General features: G+C 48.0%; 11 protein-coding genes and 1 pseudogene. 8 read left to right on the top strand and 4 right to left on the bottom strand.

Annotation, left to right across the window (positions count from 1 at the left end; all coding sequences use genetic code 11):
• Positions 1–46 precede the first annotated feature (46 nt).
• Both AYR61_RS02280 and AYR61_RS02285 read left to right on the top strand, forming a co-directional pair.
• Entirely contained in the window at positions 47–844 is a 798-nt protein-coding gene (locus AYR61_RS02280) for a tyrosine-protein phosphatase (protein WP_054709710.1), read from the top strand.
• Positions 845–983: 139 nt separating this feature from the next.
• A pseudogene (locus AYR61_RS02285) lies at positions 984–1,912 on the top strand (alpha/beta hydrolase).
• Positions 1,913–2,983: 1,071 nt separating this feature from the next.
• Here AYR61_RS02285 and purB read toward each other — a convergent pair.
• On the bottom strand, positions 2,984–4,279 hold the full coding sequence (gene purB / locus AYR61_RS02290) for an adenylosuccinate lyase (RefSeq protein ID WP_056987313.1): 1,296 nt from the start codon (positions 4,277–4,279) through the stop codon (positions 2,984–2,986).
• A 315-nt stretch (positions 4,280–4,594) separates the two neighbouring features.
• Here purB and AYR61_RS02295 point away from each other — a divergent pair, with 315 nt between their 5' ends.
• Together AYR61_RS02295 and AYR61_RS02300 are read left to right on the top strand one after the other, a co-directional pair.
• Positions 4,595–5,905 (top strand): adenylosuccinate synthase, encoded by a 1,311-nt coding sequence (locus AYR61_RS02295; RefSeq protein WP_065901466.1) that lies wholly within the window; start codon positions 4,595–4,597, stop codon positions 5,903–5,905.
• 149 nt (positions 5,906–6,054) lie between these two features.
• Positions 6,055–7,041 carry a GMP reductase gene (locus AYR61_RS02300; RefSeq protein ID WP_065903712.1) on the top strand — a complete coding sequence of 329 codons (987 nt, stop codon included), beginning with the start codon at positions 6,055–6,057 and terminating at the stop codon, positions 7,039–7,041.
• A gap of 205 nt (positions 7,042–7,246) precedes the next feature.
• Here AYR61_RS02300 and AYR61_RS02305 read toward each other — a convergent pair whose 3' ends face one another.
• From AYR61_RS02305 to AYR61_RS02315, 3 genes are all read right to left on the bottom strand, one after another.
• Positions 7,247–9,460, bottom strand: a complete 2,214-nt coding sequence (locus AYR61_RS02305) for an alpha-galactosidase (RefSeq protein WP_056987315.1) — start codon at positions 9,458–9,460, stop codon at positions 7,247–7,249.
• Positions 9,461–9,482: 22 nt separating this feature from the next.
• Complete coding sequence (locus tag AYR61_RS02310) at positions 9,483–11,423, bottom strand: glycoside-pentoside-hexuronide (GPH):cation symporter (protein WP_065901471.1); 1,941 nt, start codon at positions 11,421–11,423, stop codon at positions 9,483–9,485.
• Between the two features lie 198 nt (positions 11,424–11,621).
• Entirely contained in the window at positions 11,622–12,641 is a 1,020-nt protein-coding gene (locus AYR61_RS02315; RefSeq protein WP_065901473.1) for a LacI family DNA-binding transcriptional regulator, read from the bottom strand.
• A gap of 567 nt (positions 12,642–13,208) precedes the next feature.
• Here AYR61_RS02315 and AYR61_RS02320 point away from each other — a divergent pair.
• From AYR61_RS02320 to AYR61_RS02335, 4 genes are all read left to right on the top strand, one after another.
• Positions 13,209–13,949, top strand: a complete 741-nt coding sequence (locus AYR61_RS02320; RefSeq protein ID WP_056988009.1) for an ABC transporter ATP-binding protein — start codon at positions 13,209–13,211, stop codon at positions 13,947–13,949.
• Positions 13,927–15,096, top strand: coding sequence for an ABC transporter permease (locus AYR61_RS02325; RefSeq protein WP_056988008.1), 1,170 nt, complete (start codon positions 13,927–13,929; stop codon positions 15,094–15,096). Before AYR61_RS02320 ends, AYR61_RS02325 begins: the two co-directional genes overlap by 23 nt.
• A gap of 1 nt (position 15,097) precedes the next feature.
• A complete protein-coding gene (locus tag AYR61_RS02330) occupies positions 15,098–15,745 on the top strand; it encodes a TetR/AcrR family transcriptional regulator (RefSeq protein ID WP_054708628.1) in 648 nt (215 codons plus the stop codon).
• Positions 15,746–16,365: 620 nt separating this feature from the next.
• Positions 16,366–18,009 (top strand): FAD-dependent oxidoreductase, encoded by a 1,644-nt coding sequence (locus AYR61_RS02335; protein WP_065901476.1) that lies wholly within the window; start codon positions 16,366–16,368, stop codon positions 18,007–18,009.
• Positions 18,010–18,280: the final 271 nt, after the last annotated feature.

An 18,280-nucleotide genomic window follows, 5' to 3' on the forward strand; every position in this document is an offset into this window, starting at 1 on the left:
ATGATTTAATGTACAATGGATGCAGAAATCTCAAGGAGGCCCCTTCATGCAAACGACGAAGCAACGATTATTAGACATTAGCGGCGGCATCAACTTTCGCGAACTCGGCGGCTATCCAACGCTGGATGGCCGGACCGTTAAATGGCAGCGGGTCATCCGAACGGCGTCGCTTGCACGGATCACAGATACGGATCAACAAACGCTGCTCAACTATGGCGTTACCGTGGACGTTGATTTTCGCTCTCAGACTGAGATCAACAAGGAACCTGACCGTGTGCCCACTGGGGTCCGATACCAACACCTGCCCGTTTTTGACGACGACAAAACAGAAAATTCCAAGACCCAGGCGCAGATTCAAGCTGAATTGAAGGCGCAGGCGGAAAATGGCTTCCAGCACATGCTGGAAACCTACCACGACATGATCACGACGACCCAATCGCACATCGCCTACCAGCAATTTTTTACCACCCTGCTAGCCACTGAAGATAACGTTGTGCTGTTTCACTGCACCGCCGGCAAAGACCGGACTGGAATGGGCGCCGTTTTTCTCCTCAACGCACTGGGGGTTCCTGAAACGACCATTAAACAAGACTACCTGTTGACCAACCAAGTCGCGGCAGACCTGGTCAATCGCAGACTGGCTTCCGCTAAGGCTGAAGGCGCATCCAGCCAATTGTTGGACTCGATCAAAGCGCTCTGGCGGGTCTCGGATGCTTACTATCAAACGGCGATGACCGCCATCCATGATAACTATGGCAATATGAACGGCTTTTTGAACCAGGCGCTTCAGTTATCTCCCCAAGACATCGCTGATCTCAAGGCCTTATACCTCACTAAGGCTTGACTTAATTCGTAAGAGTTTTACACTAGTGTGGTCTACTTTAATAAGGTAGACCACACTTTTATCATTAGAGATTACTATAATGCTTAGGATAATAAGCTAATAATCTTTTTTCTTAAACCAACATTCAAAGGAGCTCAAGATGAAAAAACGACTTCTCGCACTCACACTTCCCCTAGCCGCGGTTTCTGCCGGGGCTGTTTATATGAGCAACCGGCTCTTCAACTTTGCGTTTAAACGGGTCAACTACGTCCCTGAAACCTCTGCAGACAAGCAAAAATACGCTGACGACTACTACGCCTACGTCGACTGGTACCGTCAAATTCCGCATGATACCTGGTACCTGAACGAAAACGACCCTGAAAATAAACTGGTGGCAAGCTATATTCCAAACCCGGCTGGTCAAGGGAAAACGGTTATCATTTCCCACGGCTATAAGGGCAATCGCGAAACGATGGCAAACTACGCCAAGATGTTTTATGAACTCGGCTTCAACGTCCTGTTGCCCGATGACCGGGCACACGGCGATAGTGCTGGTAAATACATCAACTTTGGCTGGTTGGATCGATTAGACTACATTCACTGGATCGAGCAGATCATCGGCAAAAACGGCGATGACGAAAAGATCCTGCTGTTTGGTGTCAGCATGGGTGGTGCCACGGTAGAAATGCTGTCGGGTAAAAATTGCCCGCTCAAGTCAAAGCAATCATCGCCGACTGTGGGTACGCCAGCATCCGTGAGGAACTTGTGTACCTGCTGCACAACCAGTACCACCTGCCAGAATATCCAATCGAACCCCTTGTTAGTACGATCAATAAACAGCGATTGGGATACTATTTGAATGACGTTTCTTCAACGGAACAGCTCAAAAAAAACCGGCGGCCAATCCTCTTTATCCATGGCGGTAAAGACACCTATGTGCCGGTTAAGATGGCTTACGAAAACTATGAGTCGACCAAGGCGCCTAAGCAGTTGTGGATCGTGAAAAATGCGAGCCATGCTGAGAGCTTTTGGTATAATCCTGCTAATTATAAGCGGCGGGTTAGTGAGTTTTTGGGGACTTATTTTTAAAGAGAGTGGAGAAAAACGGTTTGAGACCAGAGCGTAAGGGCAATTAGTGATAAATCCCGTTCTTGGATTTGTCACTAATTGCCCTTACGCGGCCGGTCTCAGTTTTTCGGAACTCGTTTCGGCACGGTGACCTAGAAAGAATATCTTCTAACTTAACGCATGAAACAAGTAAAAAAGCGGGATTACTCCCAGAATATAAGGGTCCTAAGACCGAAATCCCGAATTTTGATTTTGGTCTTAGGACCCTTATATGGCGGGAGCGGCTTTTTTTGCACGTTTCGGCTAGGTAGACTGGGCGCGGTAGCGTACAAGGTTAGGGATGCTGTAGCAGATGTGGCCTTAAAATCCAGCTTTTAGAGTTTAGGGCTTCATGCTTTAGCTCTATAGTACTTTGATACTTTAGTATTTTAGTCCTTTAACCCTTTCTAGGCCTCATAGCCCAAACGAGTTCCGCAGGGCAAGGGGCGGCCATGTAAGGGACTTTGGCTAAAATTCCAAGGTCGGGAATTTCAGCCAAAGTCCCTTACATTCTGCCCCTTAACCGCCCTGCTCCACTCTCTCTTAACTTTTAATTAACCCTTACTTCACGAATATAACTTTTTTTGGTCACACTTTCGTCACAACTTTCAGGTATATTTAAATCATAGCAAAGTAAAGAACAAACTTGCTTGCTATATACTCCCCTGATTTACTTTCTGAAAAGGGATGCCAGTCCTCCCCCCTCTTTGACTGACATTCCGTGCATGATGATTCTTCCTCCTCCTACTGAGAAAGAGTCGAACAAATTCCTCTAACAGCCATTTCATGCGAATGGCAACCACAATATCCTAATCCAAATAAAAAAATCCCTGCTCCGGAGCATGTGCTGGAGGGGGATTTTTTTAGAGCGTGGAAGAAGGCGCTTAGGAGGCGGAGCATAACGGACTTTGACTTAAAAATTCTGGGCCTGACTTTTTGAGTCAAAGTCCGTTATGCAGGAGCCTTCTTCCGCGCGTTTCCGCAATATAAAAGTGAACCCAGTTGCTAAAAAAAACTGGAAAAATCACTATTTATTTCTAATACATAACCAACCTATTCCAACCCGATCCGCTTAAAAATCTCATCCACGTGTCGAATATGGTAGTGATAATCAAACGCATCCTCAATCTCGTCCTCTGACAAATGAGACATAATCGTCTCATTGCCTTCAACCAAAGGCCGGAACTGCTTATGTTCATCCCAGGCCTGAGCAGTCAGTGGCTGCACCAAATCATATGCAGCTTCCCGTGTCAGACCCGCGTCGATCAGTTTCAACATGACGCGTTGGCTGTAAATCAACCCGTAAGTCAAGTTCATGTTTTCCTTCATCCGGTCTGGGAAAACGGTCAGGTTCTCCAAAATATTGGCAAATCGGTGCAGCATGTAATCCAGAATTGCCGTTGAGTCCGGTAAAATAATCCGTTCTGCAGATGAATGTGAGATATCACGTTCATGCCACAATGACACATCTTCGTATGCCGTTTGGACGTGGCCGCGTAACACCCGAGCTAAACCAGTCACGTTTTCTGAACCGATTGGGTTTCGCTTATGTGGCATTGCGGACGACCCTTTTTGTCCCTTGTTGAAATGTTCTTCAACTTCGTGAATCTCGGAACGTTGCAACGAGCGAATCTCGGTCGCAAATTCTTCCAAACTAGTCCCAATCAAAGCCAGGGTGGCGATGTAGTCAGCGTGCAAGTCACGTGGCAGTACTTGACTGGCGATTTCTTGAGCGCGAAGGCCAAGCTTATCGCAGACGTACTCTTCAACGTATGGCGGCACGTTGGCAAACGTCCCAACTGCCCCACTGATCTTGCCGGCTTCAACACCAGCAGCTGCTTCATCAAAGCGTTTGATGTCGCGGTTAATTTCAGAATACCAACGGGCAATCTTATAGCCAAACGTGGTTGGTTCAGCTTGTACCCCGTGGGTCCGGCCAATCATGACCGTGTCCTTATATTTGAGCGCTTGTTTGCGAATAACTTCCTTTAAATGTAACAAATCAGCTCGGAGAATTTCATTAGCTTGCTTTAAACGGTATCCCTGCGCCGTATCCACGATATCGGTGCTGGTCATGCCATAGTGGATCCACTTGCGCTCTTCGCCAAGGGATTCGGATACATCACGCGTAAACGCTACAACGTCATGGTGGGTCACGGCTTCAATTTCTGCGATCCGGTCGTCATCAAAGGTTGCCTTTGCGTTGATCTTGTGGACGTCTTCTTGCGGGATCTCACCCAGTTTTGCCCAGGCCTCGTCCACCGCAATTTCAACTTCCAGCCAGGATTGATACTGGTTGTGTAGTGACCAAATGTTTGCCATTTCTGGCCGTGTGTATCGTTCGAGCATAGTTATCCTCATTTCTGGTTTTAGTAAATTCCAAACATTAGTTACTAATATTCGGTAATTGATGGTTAAATCATAACATAATCAGACAAAATTTTCATCTCTTATCTGCACGCTGGATGTAAGTGAACGGAATTAATTCATGACCTATATAAAGGAAGAAACCCCATTTACCGTTTTCATAAAGAACGATCACTATCGATATTTTAAAAATAATTCGGATTTAAGTTGCTTTTGGTTCCCGAACTTGATATACTAATTCTTACTGGGTTGTTCGTGTTTTACAGCCTAAGCAATTTAAGATTATGAGGTGTTCATATGTCATCAATAGTAGTTGTAGGGAGTCAATGGGGCGATGAAGGTAAGGGGAAGATCACTGATTTTCTCAGCAAAAAAGCCGACGTTGTCGCACGGTACCAAGGCGGAGACAACGCAGGCCACACCATCGTGTTTAAGGGTGAGACTTACAAACTTCACCTCATTCCATCAGGAATCTTCTATTCTGACAAAATCAGCGTCATCGGCAATGGTGTCGTACTGAACCCAAAGTCACTGGTTACTGAATTGCGTTATTTGCATGACCGCAACGTGCCAACTGACAACTTACGGATCTCCAACCGGGCACACGTTATTTTGCCTTACCACATTCTCATTGATCAATTACAAGAACAAACTAAAACGAATAAAATTGGGACCACCAACAAGGGTATCGGCCCAGCTTACATGGATAAAGCTGAACGAATCGGTATCCGGGTTGCTGACCTGTTAGATACAGAAACGTTTGAAGAAAAATTACGCCAAAACTTGGAAGAAAAGAACCAACTGATCACCAAGTTATACGACCATGAACCATTGAAATTTGACGATATTTTTGAAGAATACTTCGACTATGGTCAAGAATTAAAAAACTATGTCACCGATACCTCCGTTGTGATCAACGATGCGATCGATGACGGCAAGCACGTGTTGTTTGAAGGTGCCCAGGGTGTCATGCTGGATATCGACCACGGGACTTACCCATTCGTCACCTCATCCAACCCCGTCGCTGGTGGTGTCACGATTGGCTCCGGCGTCGGTCCATCCAAGATCGACGAAGTCGTTGGTGCCTGCAAAGCTTACACTTCACGTGTCGGCGATGGTCCCTTCCCAACTGAATTAAGCAACGAGACCGGCGACTTCATCCGTGAAGCCGGCCACGAATACGGCACTGTGACGAAGCGGCCACGTCGGATCGGTTGGTTTGACAGTGTTGTGCTCCGTCACGCAAAGCGCGTTTCAGGGCTTACTCACCTGTCACTGAACTGTTTGGATGTTTTGACTGGTCTGAAGACTTTGAAGATTGCCAAAGCGTATGAATTGGATGGTGAAACCATCTATCACTACCCTGCTAGTTTGAAAGAAATTAACAGATGCAAGCCCGTCTACGAAGAATTCCCAGGTTGGGACGAAGACATCACCGGTGTCCGTAACTTCGAAGATCTGCCCGTTAACGCCCAAAACTACGTTAACCGGTTAGCTGAACTGGTCGGCGTTGACATTGCCACCTTCTCAGTCGGCCCAGACCGGACGCAAACTAACGTGTTGATCGACGCTTGGCAGGATACTGACGCCAAGGAAGCAACCCACTAAATACTGAAATTGAACTCGTGACCCCCAGAGTGTAGCAGACAGGCCGAATATTCTGGTTTGAATCCCCGACTAAACTTTGAGGGTCACGCTATGTCTAAAGCCAAAAAGTCTCAGTTTTATACTGAGCACATAAAGGAGATCGACTTATGATGATTCCAGCTGAAGTATTTGATTACGAAGATATTCAACTCGTGCCAAACAAGTGTATTATTGACAGCCGTTCACAGGCGGACACATCCGTTAAATTCGGCCCCAAAACATTTAAGATTCCCGTCGTCCCAGCCAACATGGAAACGGTCATCAATGATGAACTCGCGGTTTGGATGGCAGAACACGACTACTTTTACGTGATGCACCGGTTCCAACCAGAAAAGCGGCATGCGTTTGTCAAGACCATGCACGATCAAGACTTATTTGCATCGATCAGTGTTGGTGTAAAGCAAGAAGAACTCGATTTCATTCAAGAACTGGCCGATGCCAACGATGTTCCAGAATACATCACCATCGACATCGCCCACGGTCACGCCAACTCCGTGATCCGCATGATTCAGCACATCAAATCTCTGTTGCCAGATAGCTTTGTCATTGCCGGCAACGTTGGCACCCCCGAAGCCGTTCGGGAGCTTGAAAACGCTGGTGCCGACGCCACTAAAGTCGGTATCGGTCCCGGTAAGGCCTGCATCACGAAGCTGAAAACTGGCTTTGGGACTGGCGGTTGGCAACTGGCTGCCATTCGGCTCTGTGCCAAGGCAGCGAAGAAACCGATCATTGCCGATGGTGGGATTCGTTACAACGGCGACATCGCTAAGTCAATTCGGTTCGGCGCCAGCATGGTCATGATCGGCTCCCTGCTTGCCGGTCACTTACAATCACCCGGCAGCGTCATCAAAATTGACGGCAAGACCTTCAAGCAGTACTGGGGCTCCGCTTCAGAAACGCAAAAGGGCGCCTACCGCAACGTTGAAGGTAAGCAAATGCTTGTCCCATACCGCGGCGACATCGCCGACACGCTGGAAGAAATGCAGGAAGACCTGCAGTCCTCTATCTCATACGCGGGCGGCGACAAGTTAAGCGATATTCGGCTTGTGGACTACGTGATTGTTAGGAACTCTGTGATGAATGGGGATAGCTACTAAGCATTTTCCTTTCCATAAGGACGAGTAACTGTCGCTTCGTTCCACTTGTCGGCCCTGCTGGCTGAGGTGGCTGTCGACGTCAATCGCGAGCCACCTCAGCGGAGTACCAAATCGCGCAATACAACGAACTTCACCAGCAAACCAAAAATAAAACACAAAAACACCTAGGCAAGGGGCTGACCTGAACCTAGGTGTTTTCGTGTTGTTATTCCTGCACGGCTGTCACAACAAACAGTTGTGATTGATAGTCGCCATTGCTGACGTCTGTCATCATGTCTGGATGAAGGATAATCCCAGCGCGCATGAGTTCGTCACCGTAGAAGTGCTCCGATGACTGGTTGACAACGTACTGTTGTTCCGGAAGAAGTCCCCGGAACTTCAGGCGTTGATATGGCCCATTAGGATGATGGAGTACCTGGTACCACCCAGCAATGGCTGTTTGCTGGTCGGCACTGACGACTGCCCAACTGGTCACGTTGCCGTCCCCTTCAAATGGGCTATCGATTCGGTAAAAGGTCCCAAATTGCAGAAGTGGCCGGTAGTGCTTGTAGCGCGCGACCTGTGCGGTGATCTGACGTTTATCAGCTTCGGTAAGCTTAGTCACATCCAATTCGTAACCTAAGTCGCCGAAGAACGCAACGTCGCCCCGGGTCTTAAACGGTGTTTGCCGCCCGGTTTGATCATTTGGCACAGCGGAAACGTGCGCACCCATCATTGATTGTGAATACCCGTAGGACGTCCCAAACTGAATTTTAAGCCGTTCCACAGCATCCGTGTCATCACTGACCCAGGCTTGGGGTGCATAGTACATCATCCCAAGGTCGTAGCGACCGCCGCCACCGGCGCATGACTCAAATAAGACGTTCGGAAAGGCCTTAGTTAAGCGTTCGTAGAGTTGGTACACCCCAAGAATATAGCGGTGTCCCATCTCTAACTGGCGAGACTTAGGCAATTGTGCCCCATACAAGTCTGTAATATTGCGATTCATATCCCATTTAATATAGTCCAGCTTCGTCGTTTGAATGACATCGCTCACCATTTTAACGAGGTAATCGACAACGTCTTGTCGCGACATATCAAGCACGTGCTGGTTGCGGCTAGGCGTCTTAAGCCGTCCAGGTGCGGCAATCAGCCAGTCTGGGTGTTGTGCATAAAGCTGGCTGTCCTCGGAGATCATTTCTGGTTCGAGCCACAAGCCAAACTTCATTTGCTTAGCATGCACTTGGTCGACAAAATGTGCCAGACCATTAGGAAACTTAGCCTTATTCACGACCCAGTCACCAAGCGATGACCGGTCGTTATTGCGGTGGCCGAACCAGCCGTCGTCTAGAACAAACATTTCAATGCCCAGCTGTTGTGCTTGGTCGACAATGGTCCTGAGTTTATCTTCATCAAAGTCAAAGTACGTGGCTTCCCAGTTATTGATAAGCACCGGCCGTGGTTGGTGGGCAAAGGCCGGATTGACCAAATGACGTTGATAGAACGCTGATAATTGTTGGCTCAGCTGATTCATTCCGTTAGCTGAAAAACTAAGAATGGCTTCCGGGGTCTGAAAGGTCTCGCCCGGATCCAGCTGCCAAGCAAATTCGGTTGGATTAATACCTGTTAGTACGCGACTCGTCTCATAGTGGTCCACCTCAACTTGATCCATGAAGTTGCCAGAATAAATCAGATTAAATCCGATAACTTCACCAGCATCGTCCGTTGTATCTGGCCGCGCCAGCATGAAGAAGGGATTCTGCTGATGGCTGGAGGCATGGCGCAGACTGGAGACACTTTGAATTCCTGCGCGTAACGGCGTTCGAATCAGGTGACGTTCGCGCGTCCAGGCACCAGAAAATTGAATGAGATCATACTTGGCATCCGGCAGATCTAGCTCGCTGCTGTATGCGTCATTTAAGGTGACGGCTTGCGAGCCCTGATTCGTGTAGGTCACACTTTTAACAATGACATCCTGATGTGGGAAAACGGTATAGTGCAGTGTGGCCGCTACCCCGTTACCGGCATCTTTCAAAAAGATCGTCAACGTTTGCGCATCGTCCGCGTCATCATCAAACGTTGATGGCAACTGTGCTAACCGGGTCTTCCCGTCAACTAAGTCGTAATGATCATACCGAAATTCTGAGATTCGGCTGCCGTCTGCATTTTCAATCTGGTAGGCCGGGTATCGATAATCGCCCGTGCCAAGGCCCGCAAATTCCTGTTTCAGCATTTCCAATTGAAACGCCGGCTGGTCAACCGCGAGTGCTGGCATTGATCCGCGTTCATCCTCAGCCGCCAAATTTGCGTAGGCCGTTTTCGCATGAATCTTAGGCCCGTAGTAGAGCTGACCGAGTTCGCCATTAGCCATGACGTGGAAGACATAACTGACATGGTCCGTCTGCAGGTGAAATAGGGTGTCATCAATCTGAATCGTCATTTCAAACCGCCTCTCTGGTTAATTATTCTTCAGGCTTGGACAAGCTCAAAACGTTATCGCCGTGACTGACGGTACCCGTTTCTTTCAGCACCTTAAAGTCTTTGATGGCCTTGTAATTCGTCACAACGACCATCACCGTATCATCGTAGCCTGCCTTTGCCAGAGCGGGTTGCCAGAATTCAAGTAACTGGTCACCCTGTTTAACTTCTTGACCCTTTTCAACGTAGCTGATAAAGCCGGTGCCACGCATTTTTACGGTGTCAACGCCAATATGGATCAAAGCCAACGTCCCATTAGCAGCACGTAAGCCGACTGCGTGACGGGTTGGGAAGGTCGCTTCCACAACCCCGTCAAACGGTGCGAAGATGCGCCCATCGCTTGGTTTGATTGCGAAGCCTTGGCCCATTTGACCACTCGCAAACGTTGATTCACCAACCGTGTTCAACGCAACGAGTTCGCCATCAACGGGTGCCGTCAAGGTCAACGTTTCGGCATCCACTTCCGCGCGGATATCGGCCATTGATTCATCGTCATCCGTTTCAAGACGTTCGTGCCAAGTCTTTTCGAGTTCATCCACAATGCGGGCATGTTCCTTTTCATCCAAGGTAACCTTCTTGTAGAACGTGAACGTTCCCGCAAGAATCAGGATGGCTGGCACACCAAACATCATGAGCTTAAAGATCATTTGACCATGGGGCGTGATTGACCCCGCAGTAGCGCCGCTGGTCATCCCAGCCCAAACAGCCGTTAACCCAACGACCCCGTTTGAAACGGCACCACCGAATTTATCAAGCAGCGGCCGAACCGACAATGTTAATGATTCATCCCGGTGACCAAACTTCAGTTGGCCATACTCAACAGAATCAGAAAGAATCATCAAGACAACCAAGAAGATCAAGGTTTGTGGGACGTAGAACAACACTGCAGCAGTCAGTACCAGTGCTAATGAATGACCGGCAAAGACGAACAAGCAGACCCCGATCAACATCACAACGATTGAAGAGAAGAACACATTTCGCCGGCTAAACTTCTGTGCCAACGATGGGAAGGTCAGGACAGAGAAGATCCCGATCACAGCGTTCAATGATGCTAAGAAACTAAATTCAGCTGCTTTTCCGAGAATATAGGTGAAGTAGTACAGTTCCAACGAGTTTAAAATTGCGATCCCAGTCGTGTACAGGCAGTACGTTAAGGAAAGCCACATCAATTGGTCGTTACGCGTCAAGACTTTCAAAACAGCGCTAAAACTCGTTTTTTCTTTATTCTGGCGCAATTCTGAATCATTTTCCTTTGTTCCGATACCAACAGCAATGGCAGATAACCATGCCACGACCCCGATGATCAGGGCAAAGGCAAACCACCCACGATTATCCCCCTGACCGCTATTTGAGTTAACGGAGAAGAAAAGGACGATTGGCATCACAACGACCCCAACAATGTTGGCCCCGATGTTTGACCCCACCCGGGCAAATGTTGCGGTCTTTTCACGTTCCGCCGAATCAAATGAAATGGCAGGAATCATTGACCAAAACCCAACATCCTTAAACGAATAAAAGATATCCATCGTGATGTAGAGCACCGTGAATAATACCAGGTAGAGCATTGACTTTGATGTGTTCAAACCGCCCATGTTCGTAAATAAAATAATAATAATGGCTGAACTCACAGTCCCACCGGCAACCACCCAAGGCTTAAAGTGACCCCAGCGAGAATTCGTATTATCGATGGTATTTCCAATGAACGGGTCAATGACCAGTTCGACAAACCGCAAGACCATGATGATCAGTGTGATATACCCGATCATCTTCGCATTTTGTCCGCCACTGTCCTTGTCAAATAAATGGGAAGTGACAAACATAATGAAATAAGTTGATAATGTTGCGTAAAACATATCGTGACCGAACGCCCCAAACGAATAGGACAATCTGGATGTTATCCGCCGGCCAGTACTTGTTTCTGACATAGAAAAGCCTCCTAAATGATAGTGAATGTATCGTGTGAACATCTTAAATGTAATCGTTTTCAGTAAAACTTTCAATATTATTTAATAAAATTAACTAAAGTTTATTTGTTTTATCCTATTATTTAATCAAAAAAGGCGATAATCCACAACGCATATTTACTATGCGTTGCAAATTATCGCCTTCGTTCACGGTTATTTTTATGCTTGCTTAATTGGAAAAGTATCGCCTCGACCAAGCTTGCCAGGAATGCTGATGCGTGCTGACCACGTGCGATGACTTGCAAGCAGGTCAAGGACTTGATTCACAGCTGCCACACCAAGTTCCTCTTTTGGCAGCCAAATACTTGTCAGTGCCGGTGTCAAAAACGAAGCCACCTCGATACCGTCAAAGCTGATCAGCGGGAGATTCTTCCCCGGAGTGAGCTGACGGTCTCGCAACCCTTTTAGGACACCAATGGCAATTGGATCCGAAGCCACCAATAACCCGCCAATCGGTTGCCCAGCATCGATCAGTCTCTTGATTGCGGTAACCCCAGCCTGGCTCGTCCAATCAGTGATCTCACTCATATCCGGTTGCTGATGAATCAAGGTCCAATCATGGTAAGCAATCGCACGCGGATCTGGGACTTCGTGTTCAACTGACCCGTTAGCCCGCATTTCCACCCGGTTGCCGCCAATAAACGCAATCGGTCCCTGGGCCTCGGCCTGCAGATCATCCAGGGCCATCCGGGTCAAGGGATATAAGTTGGTACCGACTGTGTCCACAAAGTCATAATCGGAATTCACATCATCGATCACCACGATATTTTTATTAAACTGTTTAAATAATTTAAGCGACTGATTCGACATGGACCCCATGACAATGATGGCATCGTATTCAGCCACCAGTTTGGGGTCAACGCCGTTTTGGATGCGGAAGATATTTTGAATGGTGACGGAATGGCTTTTCGCCGTTTCGTAGATACCTTTACGAATAAAATGCCAGTACTCATCCTCGGTCTCCTGCTGAAGCGTGAGGGTCGTAATCAACGCGCAGGTAATCGTTGCTGACGTTGACGCTTTATGCTGTACCGGCCGATACCCAAGTTGGGTGGCAATTTTTTTAACGCGTTCGACCGTTTCCGGTGCAACCGCGCTTTCTTTTTCAACGTTAAGTGCACGCGAGACCGTCCCCGGTGACACCTGAGCTAATTTTGCAATATCTTTGATGGTTGCCATACGTGATGGTCCCTCCTTTTCTGAAAAGATTTATTAAATAATTTCAAGTTTTAATTTTATTATACAGCATGACTGGCACTTATTGGAATTGATTTTTAGAGTTGCGGTTTTCGACCTGTTTCAATAAGTCAGGAGCTCCATGTCTGCAATGCCGAACAACTCCACAACGCTACGATACTTGTAATAGTCAACGTAGAACTTAGTCTTCATAAAAGTGTCATGGACCTTGTTAATAAATTGGTAGTGTCAACTGGTCTATCACAAGAAGCATCACTGTCAATGGTCTTACCAGCAGTCGAGGGCGGATTCTCTTCGAACTCGTTTTAAGGCCATTGTGATGCTTAACTAATGATAACAAGCAAGGTCAACGTCATTGTAATGGCGCGATTTAGCACGGTGCGAGCCACTACACGGCCTGCCAAATTGCGGAATGCAACGGACTATCACCTAACAGTGGAAGGAACTTATTTTTCGTCAAGCGCTATTGACAGCCCTTACAAAAAGCGCTATTCTTATGTCAATCAATAGGTGAGTGAAAACTCACTCACTAATTTAGAAGGTGATTCTATGGAACCTGTTATTCATGCAGCAACTATCCAAAAAATTTACGGCAATCGAACCGTCTTAGATGGCGTCTCACTCGACCTTTTTCCAGGAGAAATCGTTGGGTTAATTGGTCCTTCTGGCGCTGGCAAGACCACCCTTGTAAAAATTATCATGGGGATGGAAGCCGCTAAGGCCGGTCAGGTCATGGTGCTTGGCACGCTCATGCCAAACCGTGCGATCATGACTAAAATCGGATACATGGCACAAAGCGATGCCCTGTATGACAACTTATCTGCGAAGGAGAACTTGCGGTTCTTCGGTCAACTCATGGGCGTCACCGGCAGCAAGCTTGACGCTGCCATTGCCCATGTTGCACAAGTCGTCAACCTCACCGATGACCTGGGCAAACGCATTAACAACTATTCTGGTGGGATGAAACGCCGGTTGTCCCTGGCCATTGCCATGATTCAAGACCCTGACGTGCTGATTCTCGACGAACCTACTGTTGGTATTGATCCGGAATTACGGCAGCAGATCTGGGCCGAGTTGAATTCCCTGAAAGACCAGGGAAAATCAGTCCTCATCACCACTCACGTCATGGATGAAGCCGAACGGTGTGACCGTCTCGCCCTCATCCGCGAAGGGGTCACCCTGGCCGCTGGTTCGCCTAAAGCCCTGGAGACCCAGTACGAGGTCGACACCGTTGAGCAGGTATTCTTAAAAGCAGGGAGGCTTCAAGATGCGCACACTAGCAATCGTTAAACGAATCATCACCGAAATGTTTCGGGATAAGCGCACACTGGCACTGATGTTTTTAGCGCCCCTGCTTATTCTGACGCTCATGTACTTTCTGTTTGACTCCAACAGCGATACCACGGCAACTTTAGGTGTCAGCAACGTTGACTCGTCATTGGTCAATGCCGTGGATAACAGTCACATTAAAATCAAACATTACAGTAAAACCATCAATGCAGAACACGTCATTCGCCGCGATAATATTGCTGGGGTGTTAAAGCAATCAGGTAACAAACTGACCGTGACGTATCAAAACAGTGAACCCAGCAAATCTACGATCATCAAACAGTCCTTGCAGCAAGGCACGATCAAGTTAAAATTTGCTGCCCTGAAGGCCGCCACAACCAAACAGGCTGCCGCCCTCAAACAGCAGCAAGCCATTTTGAAGAAACTTGTGAAATCGAGTCCGCAACTGGCCGCCCAACTGCCAGCTTCTAAGACGAATTCGAACAGCAAACAATCTGCCAAAACGTACACCACAAGTTCGCACTACCTCTATGGCAGTTCCAATTCCAACTTCTTCATTGAATTTTTGCCGATTCTGCTTGGCTTCTTCGTCTTCCTATTTGTGTTCCTGATCTCTGGCATCTCTCTGTTGCACGAACGCACAACGGGAACGCTATCCCGGTTGCTCGCCACGCCGATTCGACGCTCCGAGATCATTACCGGCTACCTGATTGGCTACGGGCTCTTTGCCGTTTTACAAACGCTCCTGCTGGTCTGGTTCGCGTTCTACGTCTTCCAGGTCACAATTGTCGGCAACTTCTGGCTGCTAGTACTCATCAACCTGTGTCTAGCGCTGGTCGCCCTCACCATGGGCATTTTCATCTCAACGTTTGCCAACTCCGAATTCCAGATGATCCAATTCATCCCGATTGTTGTTATTCCGCAAATTCTCTTCTCAGGCCTCGTACCGCTGAGCGGCATGGCAACCTGGCTGCAATGGCTTGCCCACATTTTCCCGCTGTACTATGGCGCAAGCTCCCTCACCAACGTAGCCACCAAGGGTGCAACCCTCGCCGATATCACGCCTAACTTGCTCATCTTGATTGCGTTCCTCATTGGGTTTACAATTTTAAATATTGTCGGTATGAAACGTTATCGGAGGGTCTAACATGAGCGAACCAACACAGATCAGTACGTACTTTAAAGAAGCCATGACGGAAAACCGCAACTTGACTGAAAAACAAAAACAGATTCTCGAAGCCAGTCTCTCGCTGTTTGCCGAAAAGGGATTTGCCAACACGACCACTGCCAATATTGCGCAACGAGCAGACGTCGCAGAAGGCACCGTTTATAAGCGCTACGCCAACAAGCAAGAGCTGTTACGCGCCATTATCCAACCATTTTTGGCCGTTGTATTACCGCGAATGGCCACCGAATTCGGCGCGGAACGCGTCAACCTCCCCTTCAACACGTTACGCGATTTTCTCACTAGTGTGGTCACCGACCGGATGCACTTTGTGATGGCAAACATTTCGGTCATCAAAGTTCTGTTTGAAGCCTTGATGTATAACGTTGAACTGCGAAACAAGTTTAAGGACGTCGCCACGAAAGCAATTGGCCAGATTTTTACGCCTGCCGTTACCCGCTTGAAGGAGCAACACTTAGTTGCAGATATCCCAAACGACATGGTGTTCCAACTTGTGATCAGTACCTTTCTCGGCGCCGTTTACCGCGAGTTTTTGGATCTTTCGCCGCGGGATGTGAATGAACAGATTACGTTTATTATTGATACTTTGGATAAGGGATTGCGGCCTTAAGTTGGCTGAGTCGTTTTCTATTGAACAACTGTTTAGGTGTTTGACTGAATGGTTGTTTTTTTGGGTAACCGGCTATGCTTATTGTTGAGTGATCATCTATTGCCATTGGGTAGGATCTGTTTGGATCTGAATCCCCGAGTCGACAATTTAGGTGGTTGCTTTTTTTGTTCTTTTTTAGATTTTTCTTGAGTTAAGCCGTTTTTCGCGTTCCTTCGCTATTTCGCGGTCGTTCTTTATACTACCGTTACTATAGACCCGCCTTAAATTTCGTTCTAATCCCACATTGCCGAAACGCCTCCCTCCGCGCTCTTTATTTATACTACTGTTACTAGTGGCTCGCTTTGGATTTCGTTCTACTCTCATATAGCCGAAACGCGCGAAAGAAGGCAAGAGGTTGCACATAGGGGGACTCTGACGGAAATGCCCAGGGGCGGGGCATTTCCGTCAGAGTCCCCCTATGTGCAACCTCTTAAACGCCTTCTTTCGCGCTCTGCTCCCCACTTCACATTCAATTCATTAGACATTCTTGAAACCGCTTACTATAATCATGATGTAAGGTGTTATGCAATTATAATGATTGATTTACACACTTGTCTTATAACCGGTTAGGAGGGTTCATCATGAGCAAAAACATCGTTGTCATTGGCGCTGGATTCGCTGGCGTTTTGGCCACTAAAAAATTAGCGAAACGCTTTAAAGGCAACAACGACGTGACCATTACGTTGATTGACCGTCACTCTTACTTTACTTATTTAACACAGTTGCACGAGGTCGCCACCGAGCGGGTTCAACCCGATGCTGTGCAATATGACCTCCAGAAATTATTTAGCCGTCAATCAAACGTTCATTTGATTACCGACACCATTCAATCTATCGACACGGACGCTAAAGAGGTTCACGGTGAGTTTGGCACCTACGCCTTCGACAGCCTGCTGATCAGTATGGGTGGCGAACCTAACGATTTCGGCACACCAGGCGTTAAAGAAAATGGGTTCACGCTCTGGTCCATGGAAGACGCGATCCAACTGCGCGACCACATCAACGCCATTATCCGTGACGGAGCCGTTGAACGCGACCCTGAAAAAAAAGCTGCCAAATTGACGCTCGTCATCTGTGGGTCCGGGTTTACCGGCGCTGAAACAGTCGGCGAACTCATTGACTACAAGAAAACATTGGCTGCTCAAAACAAACTTGACCCAAGTGAGATCAAAATCATTCTGGTTGAAGCCGCACCAACGATCACGAACATGTTGGATCGGACTAACGCCGCCCACGAAGAAGCTTACCTCAAGAAGAACGGCGTTGAGACTCGCACCTCTTCTGCAATCACTAAGGTGAATGCGGATAGCGTCGAGATCAAGGAACAAGATCCAATCAAGACCTTCACGTTGATCTGGACTGCCGGTGTGAAGACCAACCACACTGCCGATGAATTTGGCATCGATGCTGGTCGTGGCGGCCGGCTGGTCGTCAACAAGTATCTGCAAGCTGACGGTCTGGAAGATAAGAGCGTCTACGTTGCCGGTGATGACGCCAACGCCACTGCTGAAGGTGCTGAACGGGCTGTCCCACAGACCGCTCAGGAAGCTGAAAACGAAGCGAATGTTTCCGCCGCAAACATTGCCGCTGACATCAACGGTGACAAGAATTACACCGAGTTTACCGACAAAAATATGGGCTTCACCATTTCGTTTGGTTCCCGCTACGGGATTGCGCAGGTCTTTGGGGGCAAACGAGTCCGCGGTTGGCTGGCCACCATCATGAAGCATGGATCAAACTTCCTGTATTTCAAACGGATCGGCTCATTCTACTTCATGTGGAAGTATTTAATGGACGAGTTCTTCCGCATCGATAACGGCCGGACAGTGTTCAGCTACAACACAGCACGACGCTCAAACGTGCTCTGGACTGTCCCGCTACGGATTGCATTTGGCCTGGGCCTGTTTATTGACGGGGTGGATAAATTCCAGGGTGACATCAGCTGGCTGGTTATCGGCCACTCAGGTATCGGCATCTGGGAAATCATTCTGGGGTGCCTGATCTTCTTTGGCCTCGGTACTTGGACGGCCGCCCTGCTCGTCGCTATCGGCTTTTTCTTCTTCCTGCACACCTGGGCAACCTGCTGGGTCCTGTTCGTCGCCATCGCGCTGATGAACGGTTCTGGTCGAAGTATTGGGCTGGACTACTGGTTCGTGCCGTGGCTGCAACAGTCACTTGGGCGGTCTCGGTATGGTGTACCGCGGTCGTTTTATGATGGGAAGTAGGGTTTGATTGAGTGATATTTAGATTTAGTTAGATTAGAGCTATCGCTGAGGTTGGTTGGCGGTGGCTCTTTTTTGTGGTGGAGTTGGGGAGATTGTGATTTATTTTTTTGGATTTGTGATTTCTGATTTGTGATTTCTGATTTAATGCTTGTTACTTGTTACTTGTGATTCTGCACTGATTTTTCCGAGTTGTCCTGGCCACTGCGTTCTACTTTTATGTAGCCTAAACGCGTTTCGGGAGGCACGGGGCTAATTCATAAGGGGACTTCGA

The organism is Secundilactobacillus paracollinoides (genome assembly GCF_001702155.1).
Classification (GTDB): domain Bacteria; phylum Bacillota; class Bacilli; order Lactobacillales; family Lactobacillaceae; genus Secundilactobacillus; species Secundilactobacillus paracollinoides.

Excerpts from the sequence above, each read along its gene's own strand:
- AYR61_RS02280 (WP_054709710.1), top strand. The coding sequence starts at position 47 with ATGCAAACGACGAAGCAACGATTATTAGACATTAGCGGCGGCATCAAC.
- AYR61_RS02300 (WP_065903712.1), top strand. The coding sequence starts at position 6,055 with ATGATTCCAGCTGAAGTATTTGATTACGAAGATATTCAACTCGTGCCA.
- AYR61_RS02315 (WP_065901473.1), bottom strand. The coding sequence starts at position 12,641 with ATGGCAACCATCAAAGATATTGCAAAATTAGCTCAGGTGTCACCGGGG.
- AYR61_RS02295 (WP_065901466.1), top strand. The coding sequence starts at position 4,595 with ATGTCATCAATAGTAGTTGTAGGGAGTCAATGGGGCGATGAAGGTAAG.
- purB (WP_056987313.1), bottom strand. The coding sequence starts at position 4,279 with ATGCTCGAACGATACACACGGCCAGAAATGGCAAACATTTGGTCACTA.
- AYR61_RS02305 (WP_056987315.1), bottom strand. The coding sequence starts at position 9,460 with ATGACGATTCAGATTGATGACACCCTATTTCACCTGCAGACGGACCAT.
- AYR61_RS02320 (WP_056988009.1), top strand. The coding sequence starts at position 13,209 with ATGGAACCTGTTATTCATGCAGCAACTATCCAAAAAATTTACGGCAAT.
- AYR61_RS02330 (WP_054708628.1), top strand. The coding sequence starts at position 15,098 with ATGAGCGAACCAACACAGATCAGTACGTACTTTAAAGAAGCCATGACG.
- AYR61_RS02335 (WP_065901476.1), top strand. The coding sequence starts at position 16,366 with ATGAGCAAAAACATCGTTGTCATTGGCGCTGGATTCGCTGGCGTTTTG.
- AYR61_RS02310 (WP_065901471.1), bottom strand. The coding sequence starts at position 11,423 with ATGTCAGAAACAAGTACTGGCCGGCGGATAACATCCAGATTGTCCTAT.
- AYR61_RS02325 (WP_056988008.1), top strand. The coding sequence starts at position 13,927 with ATGCGCACACTAGCAATCGTTAAACGAATCATCACCGAAATGTTTCGG.